Here is a 24971-nt window from a genome sequence, read left to right on the forward strand (position 1 = left end):
ATCAGGGCGATTCATTGGAAAGAATATGGAGCAAGAGATGTCAGAGGCACCTGTGTCCCCCAAAAACTTCTCTATACGTGAGCTGCGCCAAGTAGCTCGCAATGTACCGATTATCGTCCGGCGGTACCGCCAGTTTCACAATTCGGTCGCTGATATAGAACTTTCGGGCTGGTATCGGTTTCTCGATGTTCCTCAAGAAGACCCCTACTTTTTCTCTACATCCGACCTCTCGGATGCCCTGAGGACGCGGATGCTTGGGGCAATTCAAGGTGAATTGAGTGTCGTGCCTGAGCTCAGACAGCTCGGTGACGTGCTCGTCTACGAAGAACAGTTGCAGGGAAGATCGGTCGAGATGGAGCTGAGGCTGCTGGAAACTTTTCTGGAGCGTTGCCCCTCCGGGTATCAGATGCAGCCCCTGTCGAACGTCGAGGCCTGGAAACGAGCGTTCGAGGTCGCTGCCGAAATCATTGCCTTCGAGGCGGCGTGGCGGCCGTCAGGTCGGCTCCCAGCAGTGGGCCGGTCGAGGTACCGGCGAGCGGAGATGCAGGTCCGTGCCCTTCAGGCCCTCGGCACACCGGGGCTGCGGGTCAGGGACGGACAACTGCTGGGAGAGTGGCGCACCGCTGTGCACCAGGGAAGTGACCTGGCACGTGCACTGATCCGCAAGATCGGTGGGGCCCTGATTATTCAGCGGGTCTTCAGCTTGCTGGAGCGTGATGATCGCAGTGAGCGCTACCTCACCAGACGGAATGCTGTGCTGGCGCGTGACGATGGGATACCTGACATCCCGTGGAACCACCTTTTGGAGTTAGCGTCTCAGGCCGTGAGCGTGACCCAACTGGAGCTTGCCGAACCCTGGGACGGGCGGCGGGAGAAGCTGTGGACACGGCTGCTCGGGGTGCTGAGAAACCTAGCGGCGGTGTACAACGTGCAGTTCTACAACAGGTTCGAGGGCCTACTCTTCCACGACCTCGCGGGCTTCGCCCGTGACGTCGTTCTGTACGATCACCTCTTCACTATCCCCCAGTGGCGGCCGTCGGACACTCCCCGACTGATGACCGCGTCCTTTGGCTGGCTTCCTGACAGCTTCCAGACCAATTCGGGGTTCAGCGTCCGTGATGCGGCGGTTTTTGCCGAGCGCCTGCTGGAGTGGCAGAGACAACGAGAAGGAGTGCCCCTAGTATTTTCGGCCGAGACAGCCCGGCAACGGTGTCCCGAACTTTCTGACGCGGCGCTCGCCGCGTTGCTAGACGCCGCGTCACTTCCCGCCAACCGGGTGAACCAGGGGCTGCATGACCCCGACTCCCGTCCGAATTCCGAGCATAGCTTCGCGCTCAGGCCGCTCATCGAGGAGGGTGGCCGGTATCTGCTCTTCGCCGCCCCCTGGAGAGCCCAGGCCTTTTTTGAGGTGCTGGAAAGCGCTGCTCGGCGGTGGGGAGAAACACAGCAGCCCAGGGTCAACATCCGGCAGAAGCTGGGGGACGCCATTGAGCCGTTCCTCCGCGAGCAGCTTGCCGCTCATGGCGTTAGGGCAGTCGGCGGCAAGGCTCAGGACATCCCAGGAGACGTGGAGTGTGACGCGGTGGTAGAGGCCGCCAACCTACGAGTCTTCATCGAGGCAAAATCCAAGGTGTTGACTTGGGCAGGCCGAACGGGTCAGGACGTCTACCTCCTTAAAGATTTTGCGAACAGTGGTGTATACGCCGCGGCACAGGCAGTGCGCAATGCTGCCGCGTTGATTCGGCATGGACACATGCGGTTAGTGGACGCTGACGGGCATGAGGCTGAACTGGTCGACCAGGGTGATGACGTGATTACCCTGTCCCTCTCCTTAGGTGAGTTCGGCGGCTTGCAGACCACTGCTGCCTTTCAGGAGGCCCTGGTCGTCATGGCGGAGGGTGGGGAGTTCGTAGCCCACCGGACCCTCGATGACGAAGAGCGCCGAGCGTTGGTGGAGGCCAACCAGCGCTCGGCGCAGTATCGACGGGCCTTCGAGGGGCTCGTTAAGGTGGATCCGACCGTCGTGGAGGAGCGCCATGGGCGCCGCATGTTCCTTAGCCTTGCCCAATTTCTGGTTTTGCTTGATGGAGTGAGTGGCGCCCAGCAGTTCGCCAACCGCCTCCTGGAACTATCTGCGTGGGCGCCCATCTCTCTGGATCCCTACGTGCCTATCCTCATGGCGGATGGCAGACGGCAACCGGACCTCATCTCCACTGTGCTGCAGGCGGGGGACGGCCAGATGTTTGCTCTCAAAGGTCCGCTGGAAACCCTGGGCCGACGCAGGCTGAGGCCTAAGTAGGCCGATGAGGCATGGGTAAATCAGAATGGAGCGAGGGCCGGTGCCGGAGACATCAAGCCTGGCGCATGTGCTTCTTAAGACGTGTCGCCGTGCCCGAGATACTCGAACACATCCTGAAGCTGGAAGCCCGCCCGTACCAGACGTGTTCCCGCAGTGTGTCTCAGGGCGTGTAGACGGTGTCCCCCCTGGTGCCCGTGACGTCCTGCCAGTCTGCTCGCTCCAGGGCGCGCCGGTAATCCGTGCGGATGGCCTGCTGCGCCGTGGAGCCTCGGTAAGCCGGCAGCTCGGGGTAACGCTTGCGCCACTCCTCGTACCGCTTCAGCCGCTCACCCCAGGTCGCATCGGGCATGTCATGGACCAATTGCAGGACGGCCTGGTGCCGAATTGAAAGCCGACGCGCCTTTACCGGTGAGAACATGTTGCTGCTCAAGGCCTGGTCGTACGCCTCGATCACCTCATCACGCGTGACGGGTGCCCGGAACGTTAAGGTCAGCATTGCTCCAACCTGACCCAGGCCACTCCAGTTGGCTTGTGGACCCAGGGGGGGAACGATGCCCGTCATAACGTACTCCAGGGCCTCGGCCTCGGACCATTTCGTCGAGGTCCTTGGGGTCGCACTAGAGTTGGAGCAGAATTTCCCGCTAAGCCAAGGCTCAAGCTCGTATTGAGCGATACAGTCCACGGTCCTGCGCCCGCGAAGTTGCCACACTCGAGTCATGACCCCTCAACCAGCTCCGCTCTCCATCGGACAACTGGCCACCGAGACCGGTGAACGGGTCAAGACCTTGCGCTACTGGACCGACCTCGGCCTTCTCCAGCATGAACGCAAAGAGAGCGGCTACCGGATGTACACCGCAGACAGCGCGGAACGCGTGCAGTTCATCCGTTCTGCCCAGCGCGTTGGATTCACCCTCGGTGACATTGCCCGCATCCTCAGCCTCCGCGCGGAGGGTCAGAAGCCCTGCACGGATGTCCGTGACGGGTTCTGGCAACTTAACGCTGATAGGCTGCCGAGCTGTGACTGACCGGAAGCCCTATCGACATCGATTCCCGCTGAGTGTCATTGGGTATGCCCTGCGGCTCTACCACCGCTTCCCCCTCAGCCAGCGGGACGTTCAGGAACTGCTTCACGAGCGTGGTGTTCAGGTCAGTCACGAGACCCTCCGTCAGTGGAACATCAAGTTCGCCCCACTCCTGACCGAGGAACTGCGCCATCGAGAACCCCGGCGGGGTTCTCGATGGCATCTGGACGAGGTCTGCGTCAAGGTCGGCGGGGTCAAGCATTGGTTGTGGCGAGCGGTCGACGAATACGGGGACGTGCTGGACATTCTGCTTCAGGAACACCGAGACACCCAGGCGGCCAAGTCCTTTTTTGTCCGCCTCCTGGGGGAATACGACGTGCCGGAGGTGATCCATACCGACAAGCTGTGGAGCTATGGGGCGGCGCTGCGTGAGATTCCCGTGCTCCACGACGTGGAGCACGTTCAGGTCGTTTCCACCGCCCGCTGTAACAATCTGGTGGAGCAATCTCATCGACCCACCCGGCAGCAAGAACGAAGCCAACTGGGCTTCAAGCGCCGGAAACGAACACAAGAATTCCTCGCCCTGCACGCCCGAGTCTCGAACCTCCATCGACACACGCGAACCACCGTTCCCGCCACACTCAGACGAAGCCATCAATCCGCAGCTCTTCTCCGCTGGCGAGAGGCGATGCAGCAGGTGGCTTGATTCTCAAGCCACCTGCTGAGCTACTCCGGCCTCACTCAGGTTAAGTTGCCAGAACCGTAGGCACGCAGGACGCCGCCTTCAAACGTGCGGATGAGTTCACCACCCTGGTTATCGACTCCCGGGGTGGTCTGGAGAACGAGGAGCTTCAGGAGATGGCAGAGGCCAGCGACTTTCTACTGCTACCGACCAACGTGGAGTACATGAGTCTTGATGCGATGGCACAGACAGCGGAGGCCCTGGGCGCTATGGGCAACCAGGCTTTTGGAGTCCTATTCACGATGGCACGCCCAGGCAAACGCCTTGACACGGCACGGCGCGTTTTGGAGGAGCTAGGCTTGCCTGTCCTGAATGCCACTGTCCGGGCATCAGAAGCCTTCAAAGACGCCAGTGAGCAGTCACTGCTGGTGCGCGACGTGAAGACCAATAAACTGGCCCACAAGTGCTGGGAGGACTACGGCGAGGTCGTTCAAGAACTCTTCGGCAGAATGGAGGCGAACGCATGACCCTCAGTGACCTCAAGAAGGCAGCAGCGGTGCGGCAGAGCCAGGACGAGGCTCCTGCCCAGCCCTCTGCTCAGCCCCAGCCGCCAGTCACTCCTAAACCCGTCCTCCCGGCCACGGCATCCCCCAAAAAGGCCCGAGCGGTCAAAGCGACCATGGCCTCTGACAGCCGAACCAAGATGCTGGGTGCCCGCGTTCCCCTGGCCATTCACCGTGAATTCCAGCAGCACATCTTCCGTGCTCAGGAGGACTACCCTGACCTTACGATGCAGGAAGCCGTTCCGGCCCTGATCAGGCTGCTGCGTGATGAGAAGGTCTGGACCAAGTTCATGGCTGAGCTTGAGGAAAGCGAGTAGGAACCAAGATGGGGCGCAAGAGAAAAACCTATGCCCTGGCCCGTGATCCGAACACGGGAAAGAGAGTTCTGGCGCACCGGCTGCTGGCTGAGCAGTTACTGGGTCGCCCGCTTCTGCCACGCGAGATCGTTCACCACCGCGACGGGGACAGCAGCAACAATGAGCCGGGGAATCTCCTCGTCTTACCCAGTCAGCGTTACCACGCCCACCTTGAATTCCACCTTCGGCGTCAACGGCTTGGCATGCCCACGCTGTTTCCGGAACTCTTCGCCGGGTGGGATGAGCAGTGCAGGGGCGGTTTATTTGACTGCGTCCTTGCCCTGCGGGTGGCCGAACCGCCTTTACAGGCACGCCGTGGCCGCAACATTCAGCAGCCAGCTCAGAACCAGCCAACCGATCAGACATTGCCACTACTCTTTCTGCTGCCTGAACAAAGCGCATTGGAGACCAGCACACTGAAGGTGGCCCCCCCGGCCGTCAGCTCGGCCTCCTGGCAGCTTCTGGGGGATGTCTTGGCCCAGATTCGGCTGCAGGTGGGGGTAAGCGACCAGACAGTCCTTCTTCCAGTGATCAGGCAATCCGAAGGGACCAGTCGCCAGGAAGCCGAGAACGCAGGCCGAACCCAGGCGACGCCCCAACCCACTGCTCCGCTTGTCCTGAAGAGGCTCTAATGGCTCAAAAGAAGACGCCTGCTCAACCAGTACCTCCAACCCTGAGTGTCGCCCTGCCTCCACGGGCAGGTGGCCACGACGAACTGAATGTTGCGCAGCTTTCCCTGATCAGCGCGCAGTCACGGGTGCCTGACAGTTACACCAGCTGGTCACGTACCTACGAGGCGGGCGAGCGCATCGTTACGGTCACTTGCACTGCCCTGACCGGTGAGGTCGTTCCTCACGGCCTGGACAACGACGTCATGGTCGCCATCATCAATCTCTACATCGAAGACGCATGCCCTGATGATGGGACCCTGCGAACCACGCTGCACCGCCTGCTCAATGCCGCAGGTCTGGCCACATCCGCCCACTACTACCGGGAGGTTCGCAAGTCCCTACGTCGGCTTCAGTCCACCAATTACCAGATTCTCCAGGGGTGGTGGGTACAAGGTCGGCAAAAGCACATGGACACGTCCTTCAACTACCTCTGGCAGGTCACGGCCCATACAGAGGATCGCAACGATGCTGGCACCGTACTGGACATTCGCCTACCTGACCAGATGGCCCAGAGTATCCGCGAAGGATACGTCAAGCCACTGAACCTCTCGCTCTACCGGGAACTCAGCAGCCCACCAGTCCGGGCGGTCTATCGCGTCCTCGACGCTTTGCGCTGGGAATCGACGACCGGGCAGGCTCAGGACGAGGTCACTGTCCCCCTGCTCGATTGGGGCGAGCGCCTGAGCATCTACAGTTCGGAGCCTGACAAGATTCGCCGAGTTCTGCAACCTGCGCATGAGGAGCTACAGATAAAGGGCGTGCTCCGGGAAGTCACCTGTGAAGGAAGGGGCAAAGCGCAGCACCTGACGTACCACTTCACGCCGCTGCGGCACGCTCCGGACCCAGAACTTCTCCGGGCGCTGGTCGAGCGGGGAATGTTTCCCGGTGTGGCTGGGCGGCACCTGACAGATCATCCAGATCCTGAACCGGTGCGACTCGCCCTTCGGCGCTTTGACGCCTATCCGGGCCATAAACAGAACAGGGGGGCCTTACTGCGGGACATGCTGCTGCATCCAGAGAGGTACGACGACGTGACGGTAGCCCCCCAGAGCCTTGCCTCAACAGATCGGCTCAAGCGTCAGGCTCCAGTGGAAGAAACCGAGGCCGAAGCATTGGCCGAGAGGGAAAAGCAGCGTCAGGCTCTGCTGTCCCTCCCCCTGGCGAAGCAGCTGACCCGGGTGAACAACCAGCTCAAGCTCAGCGGACTGCTCAAGGTCATGACGCCTGAGCAAATTGAAGCAATCAGTCGTGCCATCACCCACAACAAAGTCAGCGCGTACGAAGTGGTACAACTCTTGGTCACCGGCGTCACAGCTCCACAGGAGCAGACCCTGGAGGCTCTCAAAGATCTACTTGCTGATGCCCAAGTCGAGGCTACAGGGGGTTCGTAAAGTTTGGGGGGAAACGGCCCTCTGGGTTCGTAAAGTTTGGGGGATTGGTTCGTAAAGTTTGGGGGGAGGTATTCGTAAAGTTTGGGGGGAAGGGAAAAACGGTGTCCCAGTCGGCATTTTTTGGCGTACCTGAAATTTGCCGTGTTTCTGGGCAGAGTTCGTAAAGTTTGGGGGATTGGTTCGTAAAGTTTGGGGGGAAATGGCCTCCTGAGTTCGTAAAGTTTGGGGGATTGGTTCGTAAAGTTTGGGGGGAAATAGGGGAAGCAAAACCCAAAAAGAGCGTCTGGGACGCTTGGACTGAGTACAATTTTCGTCGCTATGATGACTTGATGAATTATTTTTTTTAATAATAAAAATCATCAATGTAGTTCAGTCATAGAGGCACTCTCAGATCAGGAAAGAGTCGTCGCTTTACACGTTTTGCCCTCCTACTCCCTGAAGTTGTGAGACGCCTCTAGACTGTCCACCAATGACAACCAGTTCTCGCAAAGCCAGCAAGGCCAAGACGGCAAGCCTCGAAGAAGTCCTTTGGAATACTGCCGACCAGCTCCGGGGCCACATGGACGCGGCTGAGTACAAACACGTGGTGCTGGGTCTTGTCTTTCTGAAGTACATCAGTGACTCGTTTGAGAAGCTCCACGCTCAGCTGCTGGCTGAGGCTGACGAAGACACCGCCGAAGACCGGGATGAATACGTGGCCGAAGGGGTGTTCTGGGTGCCCCGTGAAGCCCGTTGGAGCGAGCTGAAAGCCAACGCCAAGCAGCCTGACATCGGCAAACGGGTAGACGAAGCAATGAGCGCCTTGGAACGCGAGAACGCTCGCCAGCTTAAGGGCATGCTCCCGACGGGCTACGCCCGCCCGAGCCTGCCTCACCACGTGATTGGCGGCCTGATTGACGAAATCAGCAAGTACGGGGTCGGTGGCACGGTCGGAGGGGATGAAGGCAAGCTGCTGACGTAACTGCTCAGCGGGGGTCAAAATTCGGGTAGAATATGGGTATCCAAGAGGAACGCTGCCCTAACTGTGCCCGATTAGAAGCTCGGATTGCCGAGCTTGAGGCTGAATTACGGGCTCTGAAGACCCTCCTTGGTCTGGATAGCAGCAACTCCAATCAACCACCGAGCAAAGACCCGCCCTGGAAACCCAAGAGCGAGCGTCAGAAGAGCGAACGCTCTTCTGGTGGACAAAAGGGACACCCAGGGAAAACGCTGAAATTCAGTGACCAGCCCGACGAAATCCAAACGCTACCACTCACCGGAGTCTGCTCTTGTGGGACTGTCTGGGATGAGGTGGAGGTCACCGACCATCTCGCTCGACAGGTTCACGACTTGCCAGAACTGCGCCTCTACATCACCGAGTATCAGGCCGAAGTGAAGTGCTGCCCAAATTGTGGTTGTCGTGGACAGGCCGCTTTTCCCGAGCATGTCCCTGGTCAGGTGCAGTACGGCCCACGTCTCCATGCCTTCACGACCTTCCTGAATGTGGGGCATTTCATCCCACTGGGGCGGGTCACCCAAATTACGGACGCGCTGTTCGGCGCGTCCATCAGCGATGGCACAGTGGCGCTCAACATCAACCTGGCCTCAGAACGCCTGGAGGCTTTTGAGAATGACCTGAAAGCTGGCCTGAAGCAACAAGCTGTGCTTCATGCGGACGAAACGGGCACCAAGGTGAATGGGAAGCTGAACTGGTTCCATGTGGCCTGTTTTGCCAGGGGAACGCTCTATACCTTGCACGAGAAGCGCGGCTACGCGGCGATTGAGGCGGCTGGCGTGTTGACCGACTTTAGGGGCGTCGTGGTTCACGACGCCTGGAACACCTATTTCCGTCTTCCTGGGGAGCATGCGCTGTGCAATGCTCATCTGCTCCGCGAACTGCGCAAGTTGGATGAGCACGACCAGCAACCCTGGGCCGGTGAACTGCGGCGGGCGTTGCAGCAGATTTACCACGCCCAGAAGTCCGGGACACTGACGGAGGAGCAGAAGGCAGCGTTCTATACGCGCTTCGATGAACTGGTGCTGGCTGGCCTGGAAGCAAATCCGGTACAGGAACCTGTTCCAAAGCGGCGGGGGAAGCCCAAACAGCTTCCCGGGCGCAACCTGGCCTTGCGGTGTCAGCAGCACCGCGCAGCGATGCTGCTTTTTCTGGAGCGTGCTGACGTGCCGTTCGACAACAATCAGGCGGAACGGGACATCAGGATGGCCTGTGTCAAACGCAAAGTTTCGGGTGGTTTTCGCTCAGAAGCGGGCGGTGAGGCGTTCTGCCGCATTCGCAGCTTCATTTCTACCCTTCAGAAGCAGGGCCTATCGGTTTGGACTGGTTTGGTTGACGTCTTTCGTGGCGTCTTACCTAAACTCCACTTCTCGTGCTGAGCAGTTACCTGCTGACTGAGCAGCCCGCCCAGAAGGCTGAGGCCGACCTGCTGGGCAAGGTCTACCAGTACATGCTGGGCCGCTTTGCTGCGGCTGAGGGTAAGCTGGGCGGCGAGTTCTATACGCCCGACAGCGTGGTCATGACCTTGGTGGAGATGCTGGCCCCCTACAAAGGCCGTGTGTATGACCCCGCCTGCGGTTCGGGCGGTATGTTCGTGCAGTCCGAGAAGTTCGTGGAAGCGCACAAAGGCAAAATCGGTGACATCTCCATCTACGGGCAGGAGAGCAACTACACCACTTGGAAGCTAGCCCGCATGAACCTCGCCATTCGCCGCATCGATGCTGACTTGGGCCGTGAGAATGCCGACACCTTCCACCACGACCTGCATCCAGACCTGCGGGCCGATTACATCCTTGCTAACCCGCCCTTCAACATCAGCAACTGGGGCGGCGAACGCCTGCGCGACGACAAGCGCTGGAAGTTCGGTGCGCCGCCTGTGGGGAACGCCAACTATGCCTGGTTGCAGCATATCCTCTACCACTTGGCCCCTACTGGCACGGCGGGCGTGGTGCTCGCCAACGGCTCCCTGAGCAGCAACCAGAGCGGTGAGGGTGAAATCAGGCAGGCCATGCTGCGGGGCGACAAGGTGGACTGCATCGTGGCGATGCCGGGGCAACTCTTCTACACCACCCAGATTCCCGTGAGTCTGTGGATTCTGGCGAACAGCAAGACGAACGGCAAGGGACAGGAAGGCCGCCCTCTGCGTGACCGTTCGGGTCAAGTGCTGTTTATTGACGCCCGCGAACTGGGCTTTATGAAGACCCGCGTGGAGCGTGACCTGAGCGAGCAAGACCGCGCCCGAATCGTGGAGACGTACCACAACTGGCGCAGCGACGGCAGCGGCGAATATGCCGATGTCCCAGGCTTTTGCAAAAGCGCCAGCCTGGAAGACATCGAGAAGAACGGCTGGGTGCTGACCCCTGGGCGTTACGTCGGCGCGGCTCCCAAAGAGGAGGACACCGAACCCTTCGGCGAGAAGATGACCTGCCTGAGCACGGAACTCCGCGAGCAGTTTGCCGAGAGTGACCGTCTGCAAGCGGTCATCAAGGCCAACCTGGAGCGGCTGGGTTATGGTGGCTAGTCAAAGATCTTTGACAACTCTAAAAAGTATGGCTACTATGACCCACAGTAGTAGTCGCCGCGCCTCTGCCCTGCAAGCGTACCTCGGCGGCTCATTTTTTTGTTGGTGGCAGTGATGACCTTCGCTAAACCTGCCCTGAGTCTGAGTGACCAGCGCCTGAAGTTTGAGAGCAGGGGGCTGGTCATGACCGACGCCGCCAGAGTCGAGCGTTACCTCGGGGCCATCGGCTACTACCGCCTCAGTGCGTATACCCGGCCTTTTCAGCAGGACTTTGCTACCCATACCTTTCATTCAGGCGTGACCTTCGATGATGTTCTCAACCTCTACATCTTCGACCGCCGCCTCCGACTCATCCTGCTCGATGCCCTGGAACGGGTAGAAGTGGCCCTACGTACTCGACTCAACGACTTGATGTGCCAGCGTACTGGTGATACCCACTGGTACACCGATAGGGCCAATTTCGATGACCGATACGACCATGCCCGGCTCCTTGCCGAAGTTCGGAGCCATAAGGATGATTTCGTGACCAGCTATCAGGCGAAGTACGCTGCGCCTGCCGATATTCCCGCATGGATGGCGATGCAGGCCATCAGCTTCGGTGCGGCGCAGAAGGTACTTCTCAATCTCAAGCGGCGTGAGCAGCAGGCTGTCTGTCAAACCTTCGGGATGGACAGGTACATGGTCACCTGGGTCTATGCCCTGGTCATCCTCCGCAACCACTGTGCCCACCACGCCCGGACGTGGAACCGCACTTTTCACGTCAACCTGCCCCTGAATGGAGCTGGCCCAGCCTCTCTGCGGGGAGCGATTACACCTGCCAATCACAACATCCTCGACGGTTACGTGCTCGTCCTCGACACGTTCATGCAGCACGTCAGTCCGGGAAGCCAGTGGTGGGGCAGGCTTCAGCATCTGGTGCAGGAGTATCACGACAGCACACCGCACGCTTTTCATCAGGCAGACGTACAGCGCCGGGCGGCCCATCTTCTCCGTGGAGGCGGCCCATGAGTCCTGACCTCGCTCCCCCCAACGCCTACGCGGCCTTGCTGAGCGACCTCAAGGCCCAGATTCGCACGGCCCAGACGCGGGCGGCCCTGAGCGTCAACCGTGAACTGGTGCTGCTGTACTGGCACATCGGGCGGGTCATTCTGAACAGGCAGCAGGCCGAGGGCTGGGGCGCAAAAGTCATAGACCAGCTTTCGCGTGACCTCAAGGCCGAGTTTCCCGACATAAAGGGCTTTAGCCCGCGCAACCTGAAGTACATGCAGCAGTTCGCCGCCGCCTGGCCCGACGAGCAAATGGTGCAACAAGTTGTTGCCCAAATTCCCTGGGGACACAACATCATCCTGCTGCAAAGCCTTAAGGACGCTGCCCAGCGCGAGTGGTACGCCCAGGCCGCCATTCAGCACGGCTGGAGTCGGAACGTGCTGGCCCACCAGATAGACAGCCGCCTGATAGAGCGCCAGGGGCAGGCCACCACCAACTTTGACCGCGCCCTGCCCGCCTCGCAGTCGGAACTGGCCCGGCAACTTCTGAAAGACCCGTACAACTTCGACTTTCTGACCCTGCACGACCAAGCCCTGGAGCGCGACCTGGAAAAAGGGCTGCTGGCGCACCTGCGCGACTTCATGCTGGAATTGGGTGTGGGGTTTGCCTTTGTGGGCAGCCAGTACCACCTGGAAGTGGGCGGCGAGGACTTTTACCTTGACCTGCTCTTTTACCACCTGAAACTGCGCTGCTACGTGGTGGTGGAGCTGAAAATAGGCGAGTTCCGGCCCGAATACGTGGGCAAGATGAACTTTTACCTGAGTGCTGCCGACGACCTGCTGAGGCACGAGCAGGACGGCCCCAGCATTGGCCTACTGCTGTGCCGCACGCAGAACAAAGTGATTGCCGAGTACGCCCTGCGCGGGGTGGATAAGCCGCTGGGTGTGAGTACCTATGAGCTGGCGGGGAGCCTGCCCGCCGAGCTACAGGGCAACCTGCCGAGCGTGGAACAACTGGAGAAGGAAATGGAGAAAATGGGGAGTGGGGAAAATGGCGAGTGAGTGGAAAAAAATAAAATTCTCAGTAGGTGACAACTTCACTTTCAGCCGCTCCTGGCGGGCAGAAAGCCTGGATTAACACCTCTAGGACCGCCATGAACTGTTTGGGTTTCCACCGGAGGGCATCCACAAGATGCTGAGCACCATGCCGCACCAGACTGACCGCTCTCCGACCATGCTTCAGAACGGGGATGGGCCAGGTCTGGCTCAGCCAGACCCCCAGGCGCAAACAGAACATCCAGGCCAGTGTCACCAGTCCGAAGAGTCGCTGTAGACGGCTCCTTTCCGTCATTCCAGTCCGCTCCAGGTCGAAGCCTCGCTTCTTGAAACTGCTGAAGGTGCACTCAATCGACCAGCGCTGCTTGTAGAGCTTCCAGGTCTTCCGAGCGCTGAAATCCGTGGCGATGATGACGAGGTCACCTACAGGTGACCTCGTCGCGACCACCCGCATCAACTCCCCGAACACGAACACCTTTTCGCCAATCTCGTGAAAATGACCGTGCTGGACGTGCCCAAACCATTCTTTCCCATTCATGTCGTCCAGCATGTCGGTCTGTCGGATACGAATTGCCCTTCGGATACCATGCCGACGAAGAAAGCGGAACCATTCCGCGCCGATGAACTCCCGATCGGCCACCAAACCCAGCCAGCGTTTCGCTGGCAAGGCCCGAAGGAGCTTCAACACTAGCCACATTCGGGCGTATGTGTGACTGTTCCCAGAGTCATCAAGAGGCACCCAAATCAGGGGCAGGGTGAAGCCGTGAACCACGGCTCCAAGCACCAGAAAGTTGATGGGCGTCTCCCCGTGCTCCCAGTTGGTGCGGTCCAGACTCAGCAAAACCTTCCCCGGTGGAAGATGGACGACGAGCAGAGCGATGAAAAAGCCCATATCCAGCTGCTCATCCCGGAAGGTGCGGTCTGCTCGTCTCTGTCTTGCCCTGCGGGGTACTCATCCCCGGCATATGGGCACTCAGGTCGTGATGATTGACGCTTCTCGCGGCAATCATCGCCAAGAGGACATCGATGAGCCGCTGGAGCGTGTCGACGCGGAGGTGACTGGCGTGCGTTTTGAAGTGCCGGGTAAGTGCGGTAGCCTGCTGGACAGCGGATTCTGTCGATTTCACACTCCCAGGAAACCGCGAACAGTCGGCCCCATCAAGCTTGATGGGGCCGACTGTTGGTTTTTCCCGTCTGGGACAGCATCGAACCGAAGTTGTCATCTACTGAAGGTTTGAGCACGTCCAGTACGGTCATTTTCACGAGATTGGCGAAAAGGTGTTCGTGTTCGGGGAGTTGATGCGGGTGGTCGCGACGAGGTCACCTACAGGTGACCTCGTCATCATCGCCACGGATTTCAGCGCTCGGAAGACCTGGAAGCTCTACAAGGGGTCACGCCAGCAGTGGCGCGAAAACAAACGCTAAGCCTCCAGCAGCGCGCCCTCGCCTGGCCGATCCGGTTGAGAGAATGGCCGTAGCGCGCCGTGGGCGAGCGACGGCGACAGCTCGAAGTGATAACGCCCCAGCACGTTCACATGCTCGAAAAGCAGCGGTGACAGCCGCGCCGCATCCTCAGCCAACACGGTTGTCCCAGAGTCGCGTAAGTGGTTCAGAATCGCGTCCAGGTACCGGGTATTCCAGAGGACGATGGCATTGACCACCAGCCCCAGCGCCCCGAGTTGATCCTCCTGGCCTTCCCGATACTTTTGCCGCACCTCTCCCCGCCGCCCGTGAAAGACCCAGCGCGCCACGTTATGGCGTCCCTCCCCCCGGTTGAGCTGCACCAGAATCCGCCGCCGGTATGCTTCATCGTCCACGTAGTGCAGCAGGTACAGGGTCTTCTCGATTCGCCCCAGTTCCGCCAGCGCCCGACCCAGCGAGGCACTGCGGCCCAAGGTCCGCATCACGTCGAGCGCTCCCACCTTGCCCAGTTTTAACGACCCCGCCAGGCGCAGGAGATCATCCCAGTTGCGGGCGATCAAACGCGCGTCGATCTTATGCCGGGAGAGGTCTTGCAGCACGCCATAATCCGCCTCACGGTCGAGCCGCCAGTACCGCAGGTCAGCCAGGTCCGCCAGCCGGGGACTGAAGCGGTAGCCCAGCAGATAGAACAGGCCAAACACGACGTCGCTCGACCCGGCGGTGTCGCTCATGATCTCGCGGGGGTCCAGGTGGGTCTGCTGTTCCAGCAGACCCGCCAGGATCAGCAACGAATCGCGCAGCGTGCCCGGCACCGTGATGCCGTGGAACCCCGTGAACTGGTCCGAGGTGAAATTGTAGTAGGTGATGCCGCGCTCAGCACCAAAATATTTGCTGTTCGGACGCGCGTTGATGGTCTTGACCGGGACGACGAACCGCAACCCGTCCGCCGAGGCGACTTCCCCACCGCCCCAGGCCTCCACCAGGGGAATCCGGGACTGGGCTTCGACCAGGCGGGCGTTGGCGGCCACGATGGTCTCGTTGCGCAGATAGTTCTGCTGCACCCACGACAGGCGCGAGAGGGTCAAGGCAGGGACGTGCGGCTGCGCCACCGCCCCCAGGCCGATGTTGCACGCCTGGGCCACCAGCACCGCACACATGCTGATCGCCAGGCCTCCCATCCGGGTGCCCCCCTCGCTCACATGCGTGAAGGCGTCCAGAAACCCGGTTCGGGCGTGTTCCTCCAGCAGCAACTCGGGGAGGTCGATGTTCGGCAGGGGCGCAGTCACCAGGGAGCGGAGGTGGATCAAGCTGGGACTGTCGGGCTGCGCTTCCAGCGGGGACAGGCTCAGGCGGTCGTGGTCACCCACACGCTCCAGCCTCACGAAGGTGTTCCCGGGCAGGCGTTCGGCGACCTGACGGTACGTCAGGTCGAGTTCGGTGCCCAGCAGCGTCAGTTCAATCTCCGGATCGTGTACGCGGCCAAGCCCCCGGCACACATCGTCCTTGATCGCCTGCCACTCGTCGCCCCGCAAAAGCTGAGAGCGCGGGTCACCGTACCGCTCACTCCGGCTGACGAACACCTCCCGCCTTTTCAATGCCTGCTGGAGGCCATGCAGCACGCACAGGGTGTAGGCGGGGCGGGCCACCTCCCCGCGTCCTGGGAAAACCCGGCCCCGCCAGGCTTTGGGGACCACAGCTTGCGGTGCCCCCTTCAGACTCGGCTGACGCTTCCCCTCCAGGGAAGCCAGGAACCGCAACCCCTCCAGCACCGGCCTCCCGGCCGGTGTCCCCTCGAAGACCAACGTCCTAAGGAGCGTGGGTAAGAACCGCCTGACCGTGTGGTAGCGGCTCAGCCACGCCTCGGGTTCAGGCGCGTCGTCCTCGCTCGCCATGTCCCCCACGGTCGTCGCTGCCGCTCGCAGCGCCGCCTCGTCCACCAGATCAAACGCCACCCGGCGCACCTGATCGTCCGAAACCTCCCGGTTGAGCAGCACCAGCGTCACCTCCCGCAATTTCAGCGCCGCCTGATCCAGGTCCCGCAGCGTCCGCAGACGCTGCTCACGCCGCGTCTTCTCGCCCTGGAGGGCCAGTTCGGTGAGCAGGAGATCGAGGATGTCCAGCGCGTCGTCCGTGGCTCGGCGCTCCAGATACTGCACAAAGGAGAGCAGGGAGGCTAGACGGCGCTCCGGGGACAGGCGAGCGATGGTCTGCGCCCAGGCGTTCTGGACGTACCGGTTGGTGGCTTCCAGCCGGGCACGCGGGACATGGGACAGGTCGAGGTTGCCGACCCCCAGGGCGCGGATGGCCTGCAAGCGTTCCAGGGCCGCCACGAGTCCGGCAGCGGTGGTGCGGGTGGGGGTGGCTCTCAGCCGCTCCAGTGGCGTCAGCGGATCGTCTTCGGGCCGTACGAGCAGGGCCTCCAGGGCCAGGGTCTGATCCTGGCTCAACTGCTGGCTCAGGGTGCGCCACAACGCGGTTGAGGTGCGCTCCCGCACACGGCTGATGAGCCGGGCCAGGGTACTCGCGCCGGGCAGCACGACCTTACGGCGGACCAGCCGGGCGGTCGCCAGGTCGAACAGCACGCTGGGCCGGGGATCACCGAGTTCGAGCTGCGCGTACAGCCAGCGAATCAGGCTGAAGACCTCCGGACCCTCGAAATCGCTGTAGTCGAGAGCCTGACGAATCAGGCGCTGGTGTTCGTGGCGGGTGGGTTCACGGCCGAGGTAGGCGGGCAGCGTCGCTGTGGTGACGCCGAGTTGCGTGGCCAGTGTCCGGACGACACTTTCGGGAACGTCCAGGGGATTGGTCAGGAAGCCGCCCAGGAAGCGCAGCGTACAGAGCTGGAGAGCGAAGCCGAGCTTGTTATGGTCACGGCGGCGGGGCAGGATCAGGGCGTGGTCGCTGTCGCTGAGATGGAAGTAGCGGTCGAGCTGCTCGGGAGAGGGATCGCCCGTGTACCGACCGTACCTCGCGGCCTGTTCGTCGCTGAGGAATTCAACGGGCATGGATTCCTGATAGAAATAGCCTTATCACTGGATTCTCCATTCCGCTCCTCGATCGATGGCGGCTCCAGTCCCCCTGCTACGGACCCCCTGTTTTACACTTATCGCAGGAAGAGAGGGCAAGCATGCAGGCAACTACCTTGCAAACGCAGGCGGAACGCTTTCTGGCGGACTTGAAGCGCAGTCCGCAGACGGTCCGCGCGTACCGCGCGGACCTGCGCCACCTGACCGGCTGGTTGCAGGAAACGGGACACCTGCTGGAGCGAGAGGCCCTGGAGACCTACTTCGCGGTCCATTCGCACTGGGCACCTGCAACGCGCAGCCGGAAGCAGACGGCTCTGGAACGTTTCTGTCGCTGGGCACTGCAACATGACCTGCTCGACCATGACCCCACCCTCCACCTGGAACATCCCCACCTGCCGCCCCCTCATCCGCGAGGGCTGCGGCGGGAGGAGATCGAGCGCATCTTCGCGGCCATCCCGCCGGAACAGACGCGGGATGCCCTGCTGTTCAGGCTGGTCTTCGAGACGGGCCTGCGAATCGGGGAGGCACTGGGCATCCATGTGGAAGACCTCGACCTGACGCGGGGCGACGAACACCTGACGGTGATCGGCAAGGGCAACCGGAAGCGGACGGTCTTGCTGGACGATCCCAGGCTGGTGAACGCGCTGCGGCGCTACCTGCGAACGCTGGGGTATACGCATGGGCCGCTGTTTCAGGCCAGGAAGAACGGGCGTGGGGGACCGCTGCGCTATCAGAGCGTGCAGGAACGCTGGCAGGGGTATGCCGAGCGCGCCGGGGTGGTCTGCACGCTGCACCAGCTCCGTCACAGCCACGCCACCGAGCTAGTGAACGGCGGCGTCAGCCTGGCAACGATCCGGAAACGACTGGGCCATCAGCATATCCAGACCACCCTGCGGTATGCGGAGGTCAGCGACCAGACGGCGGATACGGAAGTGCGTCAGTGGCGGAGGAAAAACCTGGGGCACCGCCACTAACGGTTGTTTGTGACGGTGGGAGCAGGCTGGGAGAGTGAACGGCGGTGTCAGGGGTGGGAAGTGCTCAAAGGCACCGGTTTTGCTGGAACGCTGGGGGCAGGCGGGGGAGCTGGCTGAGAAATCGGAGTCAGCACAGGGGTGAGGGGCGGGCCAGAGCCGTCACCGGGGTCGGCCTGGGCAATCCCGGCGCACAGCAGGACGAGGGCGCAAAGCAGTCGTTTCAAGGGAAACCTCCGTGACCCCTGGAGGCTAAGAAACGTCCGGTTTGCACCCGTATTGCAGTGAGGGCCGCCAACTGCAATACGGGTGCAAACCGCCCCCTAGCTACGTTACACAGCAGTCGGACACGAGCATCGGTCTACGCCACTCACGGTCATCCACCGGGTGCGGAGGCTCTTACGTGGCTCCGGCAAATCCAGGGGGACACATGAAGAACCGTAACCTGCTCCGTTCCATTCCGGTGGCCTTGGCGCTCTTGCTGGCTTCTTGTAATCAAGCGGGAGTTTCCACTCCCGCTGCGGCCGGGCCTTCCAACGGCACCTTGCCGGATGCAAGCGTGATGCTGAGTCCAAAAGGCATGCCCGTAACCAAAACAAGCACTGCTGGATTGCGGCAACTCTCATCGGACCTCGCCGAGAAGCTCACGGCGGAGGGGTGGGTCGAACACACCTTCTCCAATGGGGAAACCCTGCTGTACAGGAACTTGCGCGGGTACGCCGCCTACGGCGATGAAGTCATCGCGCCCAGCAAGAATATGCCGGAGTATGTCCAGTACGTAGAAGACTTCATTTCCGGCAAGACGCCCATCAGTACACAGAGTATCGGCCTGAATCCGGACGGCTGCTCTGTGCGTACGCTGTTCTGCGCGATCCGAACCACCGCCTACATGTGGGCTGGCAAGCGGGTGGACTACTACTATGCGCCCGGCTTCACGGAAAGCCAGATCAACCAACTGGAACAGCAGGTTGCCGAGTGGAACGCCTCCAACACCGCCATCAAGTGGTACAGGTCATTCACACCTAACGGCAACATGGTGAGCGTGAATCCTGTCAATGTGACGGAATACTGTGGGCAGGCATACGTGGGTTACCAAGGCAGAGTGGCCTTTACTGGCCCTAACTACATTAACATCAATGTTGGCTATGGCTGCGAGAATGCATGGACAGGCACCATGCAGCATGAAATGGGCCACGTCGTTGGACTGCCCCACGAGCAGGACCGGTGTGACCGCGACAACTATGTGACAGTCACCGCCAATACCGCGAAGAAGTGCGGGGAAGACTTCCGGTACTACGAGAACTTCGACTATGATTCGATCATGCTCTATGAATCCCCACATGTCTACGGCATCACGCCGAAAGGACCATATGTGGGAACATTCTCTGAATACCTGCCTCGGAAGTCCAAGCTGAGCGCGGGCGATATCAAGACTATCAACGGCATCTACCTCAGCCCCTCGAACCCCCGGCCTTGATGGTTTCCGCCCAAGCTCGTCCTGCTCCAGCTTTTCCGAGGTACCCATGAAGCGACTTCTTTTAGGCTCTGCCCTTGTGTTGGTCACGAGTTGCAACCAGCCGATCACCGATCCTGTCGGCGAGCCGTTCCGAATCTCACTCCAGGTTGCCCAGCCCAGTGCTGGCTCGACGACCGTGAACATGACCGCGCTCGTGGACTATGGCCCGATGGGGGGCGTTCCCGCGACGGTGGAGTTCCTGGACGACAGTACAGTCCTGGGGAGCACCAGCGAGCGCGAGCCTCTGGCACCGGACGTGCAGAACCCGTGGGATTATAGATTCCAGAAGCAGATCGAGCTTCGGAAGGACACGGACTATAACCTCAAGGCCAGAATCCGCTGGACATCCAAAGGCGTGGAGAAAACGCTGACCAGCGATGTGGTCAAGTTCCGCATCGGACAACCTTGAATCCTCGGGCGTCTACTCGGTTTACTATTGAACCTATAACGGCGTAGATACAGACCAGACGTCACTCTGCGAACCGGGAGAACATGATGAAGAACGCTTGGTTGCTCTTACCGCTGGTGAGTCTGCTGACCGCCTGTCTGAACTCGACTGTACGAGGTTACACCGCACAGGCTATGCCGGGCCTCACCTCGCCGTTCACCACTGACTGCACTGCACTTCGGCTTGTGGTCGGCAACATTGATACGACGCTCGACCAATCTGAGACACGGAGAGTATTCACCAGTCATCCGAATCCAGGGCCGACCACGATTACGGCTTATTGTCTAGCGATGAAGAACGGAGTGCTGACAGAGATGGGGCGTTCACAAGTGAATGTAAAGCCGAACACTCTGAACGTATATATCGGATCGAGTGAGGGCAGCACCGCCGCCGATGCTTTTACCAAGACGGCCACCGTTAGTGGCGTATTTCCCATAATCCAGGCTGAATAGATTACCAAGCTGATTAAACCTACAACTATGGGAGTGGAAGTGACATAGCTCCGAATAGACACGGCACTTCTACTCCCGCCATGAGCGGCCCTTGCTACACAACGCATACTAAGTAGCTGATGGGAGACCGTCCGTGAAGTCTGGAGCATCTCTAAGCGTGACGAGCATCGGAATCCCAAGATGACAACCGCATACTCATACACCTTTCCAGCTTAGATTGTGATTTCATGCAAATCGCAACACCATTGGTGAAGACGAAAGCAGGCGCATCAGATATGCACTGAACTATCGGCTTAGCCTAATATCGCCTACTCCTGAGCCTGCCAACGATATCGAGCCTTGTAGTAATCCCATTAAGGGAAGGGGGTGATGATGGGCGTCCCTCGTTTATGGGGACGCCCTGCGCCAGGAGTCTGGGTTAAGGGATTTGCTCGATTACCGGAGGCGTGTCGGCTGGCTTCGTCCAATCAAACCGAGCAACAAATGTTCCGCACAGGTCGCTCCGCATTGCGTAAACATACTGGTTGGTCACGCGGTCGGTAACCTTGGTAGTGTCTTTTTGCAGCTCACCACAGTTAGGGCGTTGAGGTACCCTGTAATTCAGGGGAACCAGTTGATGCTTCTCCAGATTGTACCGGAAGTAATTCAGTGTCACGGCCTCGTATGGATTAACCGGCCCTTCGTAACTAAATAACAATGCATTGGCATTCTGCGTGAGCATCCTCCCTGGCACCTCAGCAAGAGGCCGGCTCGCCTTCTCTCGTTGTATGATGGTGTTTGTTCGACTCTCTCCACCCGTGCTGATGTACTCGATAAAGAAGGTGTCGTTCTTGACATACAGTCGTGTGAACAGACCACCAAGTGCCTGCGTCCACCACCGCTTTCCGCTGCGGAGATCGTACGTTGCTGCTGTGGCATCCCAGGGGCGGTTTTGGGCCGTGACGATGAGCACCGTGTGGTCCCTGATGGCTGTGTGAACCGTCCTATTGGAAGGCACTGGCACTGACCACAACACCCTGTTACCCACCTGCTCCCGTGCTACCACCCGGCCTGCTTGGGCACTCACTGTCACGGTGCCGCGATTCCCTTCAGCACCACCCCCTGCCTGTGCGGGTACCAGGGTGCCTGCACAGAGTGCCAGGAGCGCCGAACGCCGCCAAGAAGGGTAGAGGACCCTCTTGCCCCACTGTATCAGCGCAGATTGATGTTGATGTTGTACGCTGTGTCGCTGGCCCAGGCGCTGGAGACCCTGTTCCAGTACCGGGAGTCGTAGGGGTAGGTTTGCGGACTGGGGTTGCTGCATACTTCCTCCGTGTCGTACGAAGTCCGCGTCCACTGGTGTTGATTCCAGTACCCGTTGCTGGGATTGTAGTCGCCCAGGTACAGGTTGCTCCACTGTGAATAGACGTACGACCCGTTCGTGAAGCGGGTGGGCTCCGTGTTGGCGGGTTGCGCAATGCTCGTCGTGAACTTGAGTTGGACACCGTTGCCTTCCGCGTTGAAACCCGGCACACTGCTAAACCCAATGGTCACCGTGTCATAGATCCCGCGTTCTTCCCAGTAGCCGTAAGCATGCAGCCACACCGACCCATCAGTCCAAGTGAAGAACTCCAGATTCCCACGACCGGCCCGGAAATGATGAGGCGTGGCCGCTGCGTAGCCGCTATAGCCTGTGTACGTTGCCCTCAAGATGGCCTGATAGCGCCCATCTGCATTCCGTTGATACCCGCCGTCAACAGCCGCCGAGGTACTCCAACCGCCCGTATAGAGGTGAACGCTGTCGCCTGTGGCTTGCTGCGCATTGTAGCTGTCAGGCAGCGTCACGTCACCAATGAACCACGAATATCCGGGGTATGCCAAGACGCGGGAGAAGGGACCGGAGTTGTCCGTTTTGCATCGGACATTGGTCGCCTGAGCGCCCAAGGTGCCAGAACCGCTCAAGCTGGCAGGCGTGGGGGCAAAAGCGGGCATCTGGGTAGACTGTCCTTGCTCGTCCACCCAGCGCTCCCCTTCAAGCTGTTTGAACTGTTGCATTTCCTTCAACAGTTGGCTGTTGTTGGAGTACATCCTCTCGCCATCAATAAAGATGACGTTCTTCCGCATCCTCTCCGGAAGTTTCTGAATCTTGGCAAGAAGAACAGGGTTCTTCTCCTCATAAACCTTGGCGCGAAACTGCCTGAACTTTTCAGCGGCAGATTGCGTGGAAAGGTTGGTCTGGCCGCTGTTTTGTGATGACGATGTTGAGGGTGACACCGTGGGTTGCTGACCGCAAGAGGCTAGCAGAACGGCAAGGGTAAGGGCAGCGGAAGCGAACTGAGCATGACGCACAACAATCATCTCCTTAGAGTTGAGTAAGGGGTGTTGGGTCTGACAGCAGGCATAAGTAGCGAGCGGGTACAGAAAAGGTCATCCGCGAGCTTGGCGACGATCTTCCTGGGCTGCCGTCTGAGTGAGACAGGGCTGCGTGGGCGTGGGATACCCCAACCTAGCTATATTCGGCAAGCTGGGGCCAGCGCCGCATTCCAGCTCGGCATGGGCAACTCCAAAGCAAATCAGTACGCCAAGGGCAAGCGGCTACCGGTTCATTCATCACCTCCTTGAATGACCTGACGTTACCCAACCCCCGGTTTGCAGCCGTATTGCAGACTTATGCGGTAGGCTGCAAACCCGCATTTGTACCTATTCTGCCCAGCCTATGGCCTTATATCCGCACCGCAGGAAGCGGTTCGGCAGGACGGTTATCATATTTGTATGACCACAGTGAGGGAGGCGGTGCTGGCCGGGGAGTACGGGCGGGGCCTGGAGCAGTACGACCGGCTCACCGAGCCGAAGGCAGAAGACCTCCGCTGGGCCGGGGTCTGTGCTGCTCAGCAGGGCCAGGTCGTGCAGGCCCAGCAGCAGCTCGAGCAGGCCGCTCAGCGAGGCTGTCCTGCCGCCCGCATCGACCTCGCCAGCCTGCACCGGGCCGCAGGTGAATTTGCCCAGGCCCTGACTTCTCTCGCGCTCGTTCAGGAGGCCCTGCCTCTGCTGCCCTTGTTGGACCAGGCCCTGTGGTACCGCGAACGGGCCATTGTGGGCCATGAGCTGGGGGAGGGGATGCCAACGGTGCTGGGGTTCTTCGAGCAGGCCTGGGTGACTGCCAGTGATGCCCCACTGGCTATGCAGGCCTCGGTGGCGCATGCCTACGGCATGCACCTGACCCGCTTCGGGGAGGACCACCGGGTCTCGGCTTACTTGGAGTTTGCCGCAGAACACGGGCACTCCGTACGGCGGACTTATGCCCTTGCCACACTCGCCGCCTGTGCGGTGTACCAGGGGGGAGGTTCTCAGGCGCGCGCACTGCTCGATACTGTGCGGAAGGCCAGCGCGCATGACCCCATGCTGGAAGCCGTGCTGGCCTATCATGAGGGGCAGCTTTTCCGGATTGAGGGAGCGGATGAGCAGGCGCTCTCTGCATTCCAGCGGGCCGTGTCGTTGGCCCGGACCGAGATGCGCCCCAGTACCGAACTGCATGCCCAACTCGGACTGCTCGCTCTGGCCACCGAACGCGAGGATGAGGCGATGGCTCGAACTGCGCTCGTCCGAGCCAGGCGGCTGGTCAGGGCACCACGTGACGAGGCCTTCCTGAAGTGGCGGGAGGGAAGTTGGTGGGCCTCCCAGGGGGATCGGGGAGGGTTGGGCCTGTTGGAGGAGGCGGTGAGCTTCTTTCAGGATCGGGAGCTGAGGCGGGAGGCCCTCTGGTCACAGCTTCACCTGGCTGAGGCGCAGGAGCGGTTTGGACAGGGGGAAGCCTGTGCAGCTTCGCTCAGCGAAGCTGCCGATCTGGTGGCCGCCTTCGAGACGCCGCCGACATTGGTAGCCGAACTTCGCCTGACGCCCCGTGTCACCGCACGACTGGAGAGTCTTCCGCCAAGAGCCTATGAGCGCCTCCACCTGCTGAAGGAGGACGTTCAGAACCTCCGACAGGTGAACCTCAAGACCCTTGGTGGCGCGGAGGTGCTGATCAATGGGCAGAGCATTCGTCTGCGGCTGAAACGGGTGGTGGAGGTGTTGGCCTACCTGCTGAAGAGTGGGGGAGCGAGCCTGGCGGAGGTGCAACGTGACCTCTTCCCCGATGTGAGGCCCGCGCAGGCCAAGGGCTACTTCCACCAGATCCGACTGCACATCAAGGAACGAATTCCGGGGCTGAGCGTCCCTTTTGATGAAGTGCGTGGAACCTATGCGGTACGCTCTGAGGGCGCACGTTTAACGTGGGATGTTCAACTATTGACGGCGGAGCTGGCCCGACCGCAGGATTCTCTCCTGAAGATTCTGGAGCGGTACGAGTTGGACTTTTTGAAGGACGCAGACAGCGTCTGGGCGACGGAGGAGCGTGAACGGTTGCGAAGGTGGGTGACGCAGGTGGCGTTGGAGACGATGGATGGCTGGTACCGCACGGGCCAGTTCGAGAAGTGCGTGAGCCTGGCCGAGCGGCTGCTGCCGCTCGACCCCCTGGACGAGGCCCTGCACGAGTTCCTGATCCAGGCCACCCTGGAAACGCGTGGCCGCGCCGCCGCCTACCAGTCGTACCTCACTAGCGCCGAGACCTTCCGCCG

At 60.5% G+C, this 24971-nt stretch carries 22 protein-coding genes and 2 pseudogenes (1 of these 24 running past the window's edge); 18 read left to right on the plus strand and 6 right to left on the minus strand.

All coding sequences use genetic code 11. From position 1 onward, the window contains the following. The first annotated feature begins 37 nt into the window (after positions 1-37). Positions 38-2299: a hypothetical protein gene (locus tag G6R31_RS15865; protein ID WP_152423826.1), complete on the plus strand. Its 2262-nt coding sequence runs from the start codon at positions 38-40 to the stop codon at positions 2297-2299. A 74-nt stretch (positions 2300-2373) separates the two neighbouring features. Here the strand turns inward: G6R31_RS15865 and G6R31_RS17155 are convergent, their stop codons facing one another. Then, positions 2374-2508: a tyrosine-type recombinase/integrase gene (locus G6R31_RS17155; protein WP_225983062.1), complete on the minus strand. Its 135-nt coding sequence runs from the start codon at positions 2506-2508 to the stop codon at positions 2374-2376. Next, a complete protein-coding gene (locus G6R31_RS16975; RefSeq protein ID WP_225983063.1) occupies positions 2460-2861 on the minus strand; it encodes a hypothetical protein in 402 nt (133 codons plus the stop codon). The genes G6R31_RS17155 and G6R31_RS16975 overlap by 49 nt, the downstream gene beginning before the upstream one ends. Positions 2862-3015: 154 nt before the next feature. Between G6R31_RS16975 and G6R31_RS15875 the strand changes: the two genes are divergently transcribed. From G6R31_RS15875 to G6R31_RS15925, 11 genes are all read left to right on the plus strand, one after another. Beyond that, positions 3016-3324, plus strand: coding sequence for a MerR family transcriptional regulator (locus tag G6R31_RS15875; RefSeq protein ID WP_164994037.1), 309 nt, complete (start codon positions 3016-3018; stop codon positions 3322-3324). Then, a complete protein-coding gene (locus tag G6R31_RS15880; protein WP_164994036.1) occupies positions 3317-4027 on the plus strand; it encodes an IS6 family transposase in 711 nt (236 codons plus the stop codon). The genes G6R31_RS15875 and G6R31_RS15880 overlap by 8 nt, the downstream gene beginning before the upstream one ends. Positions 4028-4179: 152 nt before the next feature. Beyond that, complete coding sequence (locus G6R31_RS15885) at positions 4180-4530, plus strand: ParA family protein (RefSeq protein ID WP_017871892.1); 351 nt, start codon at positions 4180-4182, stop codon at positions 4528-4530. Further along, complete coding sequence (locus tag G6R31_RS15890) at positions 4527-4883, plus strand: hypothetical protein (RefSeq protein WP_017871893.1); 357 nt, start codon at positions 4527-4529, stop codon at positions 4881-4883. Before G6R31_RS15885 ends, G6R31_RS15890 begins: the two co-directional genes overlap by 4 nt. Positions 4884-4891: 8 nt before the next feature. Continuing rightward, a complete protein-coding gene (locus G6R31_RS15895; RefSeq protein ID WP_017871894.1) occupies positions 4892-5554 on the plus strand; it encodes an HNH endonuclease in 663 nt (220 codons plus the stop codon). Next, entirely contained in the window at positions 5554-6984 is a 1431-nt protein-coding gene (locus tag G6R31_RS15900) for a replication initiator protein A (protein WP_017871895.1), read from the plus strand. Before G6R31_RS15895 ends, G6R31_RS15900 begins: the two co-directional genes overlap by 1 nt. A 469-nt stretch (positions 6985-7453) precedes the next feature. Next, positions 7454-7945, plus strand: a complete 492-nt coding sequence (locus G6R31_RS15905) for a type I restriction-modification system subunit M N-terminal domain-containing protein (protein WP_081608343.1) — start codon at positions 7454-7456, stop codon at positions 7943-7945. 32 nt (positions 7946-7977) lie between these two features. Further along, a complete protein-coding gene (gene tnpC / locus G6R31_RS15910) occupies positions 7978-9357 on the plus strand; it encodes an IS66 family transposase (protein ID WP_081703140.1) in 1380 nt (459 codons plus the stop codon). After that, entirely contained in the window at positions 9351-10499 is a 1149-nt protein-coding gene (locus G6R31_RS15915; protein WP_017871899.1) for an N-6 DNA methylase family protein, read from the plus strand. Before tnpC ends, G6R31_RS15915 begins: the two co-directional genes overlap by 7 nt. A 114-nt stretch (positions 10500-10613) precedes the next feature. Then, positions 10614-11507, plus strand: coding sequence for an Abi family protein (locus G6R31_RS15920; RefSeq protein ID WP_017871900.1), 894 nt, complete (start codon positions 10614-10616; stop codon positions 11505-11507). Then, entirely contained in the window at positions 11504-12547 is a 1044-nt protein-coding gene (locus G6R31_RS15925) for a PDDEXK nuclease domain-containing protein (protein ID WP_017871901.1), read from the plus strand. Before G6R31_RS15920 ends, G6R31_RS15925 begins: the two co-directional genes overlap by 4 nt. A gap of 19 nt (positions 12548-12566) precedes the next feature. On the opposite strand, the pseudogene G6R31_RS15930 reads toward G6R31_RS15925, so the two are convergent. After that, a pseudogene (locus G6R31_RS15930) lies at positions 12567-13551 on the minus strand (IS4 family transposase). 223 nt (positions 13552-13774) lie between these two features. Here G6R31_RS15930 and G6R31_RS15935 point away from each other — a divergent pair. Next, positions 13775-13948 (plus strand): annotated as a pseudogene (locus G6R31_RS15935) (IS4 family transposase); the annotation flags it as partial. 14 nt (positions 13949-13962) lie between these two features. On the opposite strand, the gene G6R31_RS15940 reads toward G6R31_RS15935, so the two are convergent. Next, on the minus strand, positions 13963-16968 hold the full coding sequence (locus tag G6R31_RS15940; protein ID WP_017871804.1) for a Tn3 family transposase: 3006 nt from the start codon (positions 16966-16968) through the stop codon (positions 13963-13965). Positions 16969-17090: 122 nt separating this feature from the next. Here G6R31_RS15940 and G6R31_RS15945 point away from each other — a divergent pair, with 122 nt between their 5' ends. From G6R31_RS15945 to G6R31_RS15960, 4 genes are all read left to right on the plus strand, one after another. Then, positions 17091-17963 carry a tyrosine-type recombinase/integrase gene (locus G6R31_RS15945; RefSeq protein ID WP_026138807.1) on the plus strand — a complete coding sequence of 291 codons (873 nt, stop codon included), beginning with the start codon at positions 17091-17093 and terminating at the stop codon, positions 17961-17963. A gap of 427 nt (positions 17964-18390) precedes the next feature. After that, positions 18391-19437: a M12 family metallopeptidase gene (locus G6R31_RS15950; protein WP_081608338.1), complete on the plus strand. Its 1047-nt coding sequence runs from the start codon at positions 18391-18393 to the stop codon at positions 19435-19437. Between the two features lie 46 nt (positions 19438-19483). Beyond that, the gene (locus G6R31_RS15955) at positions 19484-19885 is read left to right on the plus strand and encodes a hypothetical protein (RefSeq protein WP_152423810.1); all 402 of its coding nucleotides are present in this window, start codon (positions 19484-19486) and stop codon (positions 19883-19885) included. Between the two features lie 83 nt (positions 19886-19968). Then, complete coding sequence (locus G6R31_RS15960) at positions 19969-20376, plus strand: hypothetical protein (RefSeq protein ID WP_152423811.1); 408 nt, start codon at positions 19969-19971, stop codon at positions 20374-20376. Positions 20377-20794: 418 nt separating this feature from the next. Here the strand turns inward: G6R31_RS15960 and G6R31_RS15965 are convergent, their stop codons facing one another. Next, entirely contained in the window at positions 20795-21328 is a 534-nt protein-coding gene (locus G6R31_RS15965; protein ID WP_152423812.1) for a hypothetical protein, read from the minus strand. 239 nt (positions 21329-21567) lie between these two features. Then, positions 21568-22713 carry a hypothetical protein gene (locus G6R31_RS15970; protein WP_152423813.1) on the minus strand — a complete coding sequence of 382 codons (1146 nt, stop codon included), beginning with the start codon at positions 22711-22713 and terminating at the stop codon, positions 21568-21570. Between the two features lie 414 nt (positions 22714-23127). On the opposite strand from G6R31_RS15970, the gene G6R31_RS15975 reads away from it, so the two are divergent. After that, on the plus strand, positions 23128-24971 hold the 5' portion of the coding sequence (locus tag G6R31_RS15975) for an AfsR/SARP family transcriptional regulator (RefSeq protein WP_017871809.1). 70 nt of this gene lie beyond the right edge of the window; the window shows 1844 of its 1914 coding nt (coding positions 1-1844); its start codon is at positions 23128-23130; the stop codon falls past the right edge of the window.

Origin of the sequence: Deinococcus wulumuqiensis R12, assembly GCF_011067105.1 — a bacterium.
Classification (GTDB): domain Bacteria; phylum Deinococcota; class Deinococci; order Deinococcales; family Deinococcaceae; genus Deinococcus; species Deinococcus wulumuqiensis.

Coding starts and splice junctions, on each gene's coding strand:
- G6R31_RS15865 (WP_152423826.1), top strand. CDS start 38: ATGTCAGAGGCACCTGTGTCCCCCAAAAACTTCTCTATACGTGAGCTG.
- G6R31_RS16975 (WP_225983063.1), bottom strand. CDS start 2,861: ATGACGGGCATCGTTCCCCCCCTGGGTCCACAAGCCAACTGGAGTGGC.
- G6R31_RS15875 (WP_164994037.1), top strand. CDS start 3,016: ATGACCCCTCAACCAGCTCCGCTCTCCATCGGACAACTGGCCACCGAG.
- G6R31_RS15885 (WP_017871892.1), top strand. CDS start 4,180: ATGGCAGAGGCCAGCGACTTTCTACTGCTACCGACCAACGTGGAGTAC.
- G6R31_RS15890 (WP_017871893.1), top strand. CDS start 4,527: ATGACCCTCAGTGACCTCAAGAAGGCAGCAGCGGTGCGGCAGAGCCAG.
- G6R31_RS15895 (WP_017871894.1), top strand. CDS start 4,892: ATGGGGCGCAAGAGAAAAACCTATGCCCTGGCCCGTGATCCGAACACG.
- G6R31_RS15900 (WP_017871895.1), top strand. CDS start 5,554: ATGGCTCAAAAGAAGACGCCTGCTCAACCAGTACCTCCAACCCTGAGT.
- G6R31_RS15905 (WP_081608343.1), top strand. CDS start 7,454: ATGACAACCAGTTCTCGCAAAGCCAGCAAGGCCAAGACGGCAAGCCTC.
- tnpC (WP_081703140.1), top strand. CDS start 7,978: ATGGGTATCCAAGAGGAACGCTGCCCTAACTGTGCCCGATTAGAAGCT.
- G6R31_RS15920 (WP_017871900.1), top strand. CDS start 10,614: ATGACCTTCGCTAAACCTGCCCTGAGTCTGAGTGACCAGCGCCTGAAG.
- G6R31_RS15925 (WP_017871901.1), top strand. CDS start 11,504: ATGAGTCCTGACCTCGCTCCCCCCAACGCCTACGCGGCCTTGCTGAGC.
- G6R31_RS15940 (WP_017871804.1), bottom strand. CDS start 16,968: ATGCCCGTTGAATTCCTCAGCGACGAACAGGCCGCGAGGTACGGTCGG.
- G6R31_RS15945 (WP_026138807.1), top strand. CDS start 17,091: ATGCAGGCAACTACCTTGCAAACGCAGGCGGAACGCTTTCTGGCGGAC.
- G6R31_RS15950 (WP_081608338.1), top strand. CDS start 18,391: ATGAAGAACCGTAACCTGCTCCGTTCCATTCCGGTGGCCTTGGCGCTC.
- G6R31_RS15955 (WP_152423810.1), top strand. CDS start 19,484: ATGAAGCGACTTCTTTTAGGCTCTGCCCTTGTGTTGGTCACGAGTTGC.
- G6R31_RS15960 (WP_152423811.1), top strand. CDS start 19,969: ATGATGAAGAACGCTTGGTTGCTCTTACCGCTGGTGAGTCTGCTGACC.
- G6R31_RS15970 (WP_152423813.1), bottom strand. CDS start 22,713: ATGATTGTTGTGCGTCATGCTCAGTTCGCTTCCGCTGCCCTTACCCTT.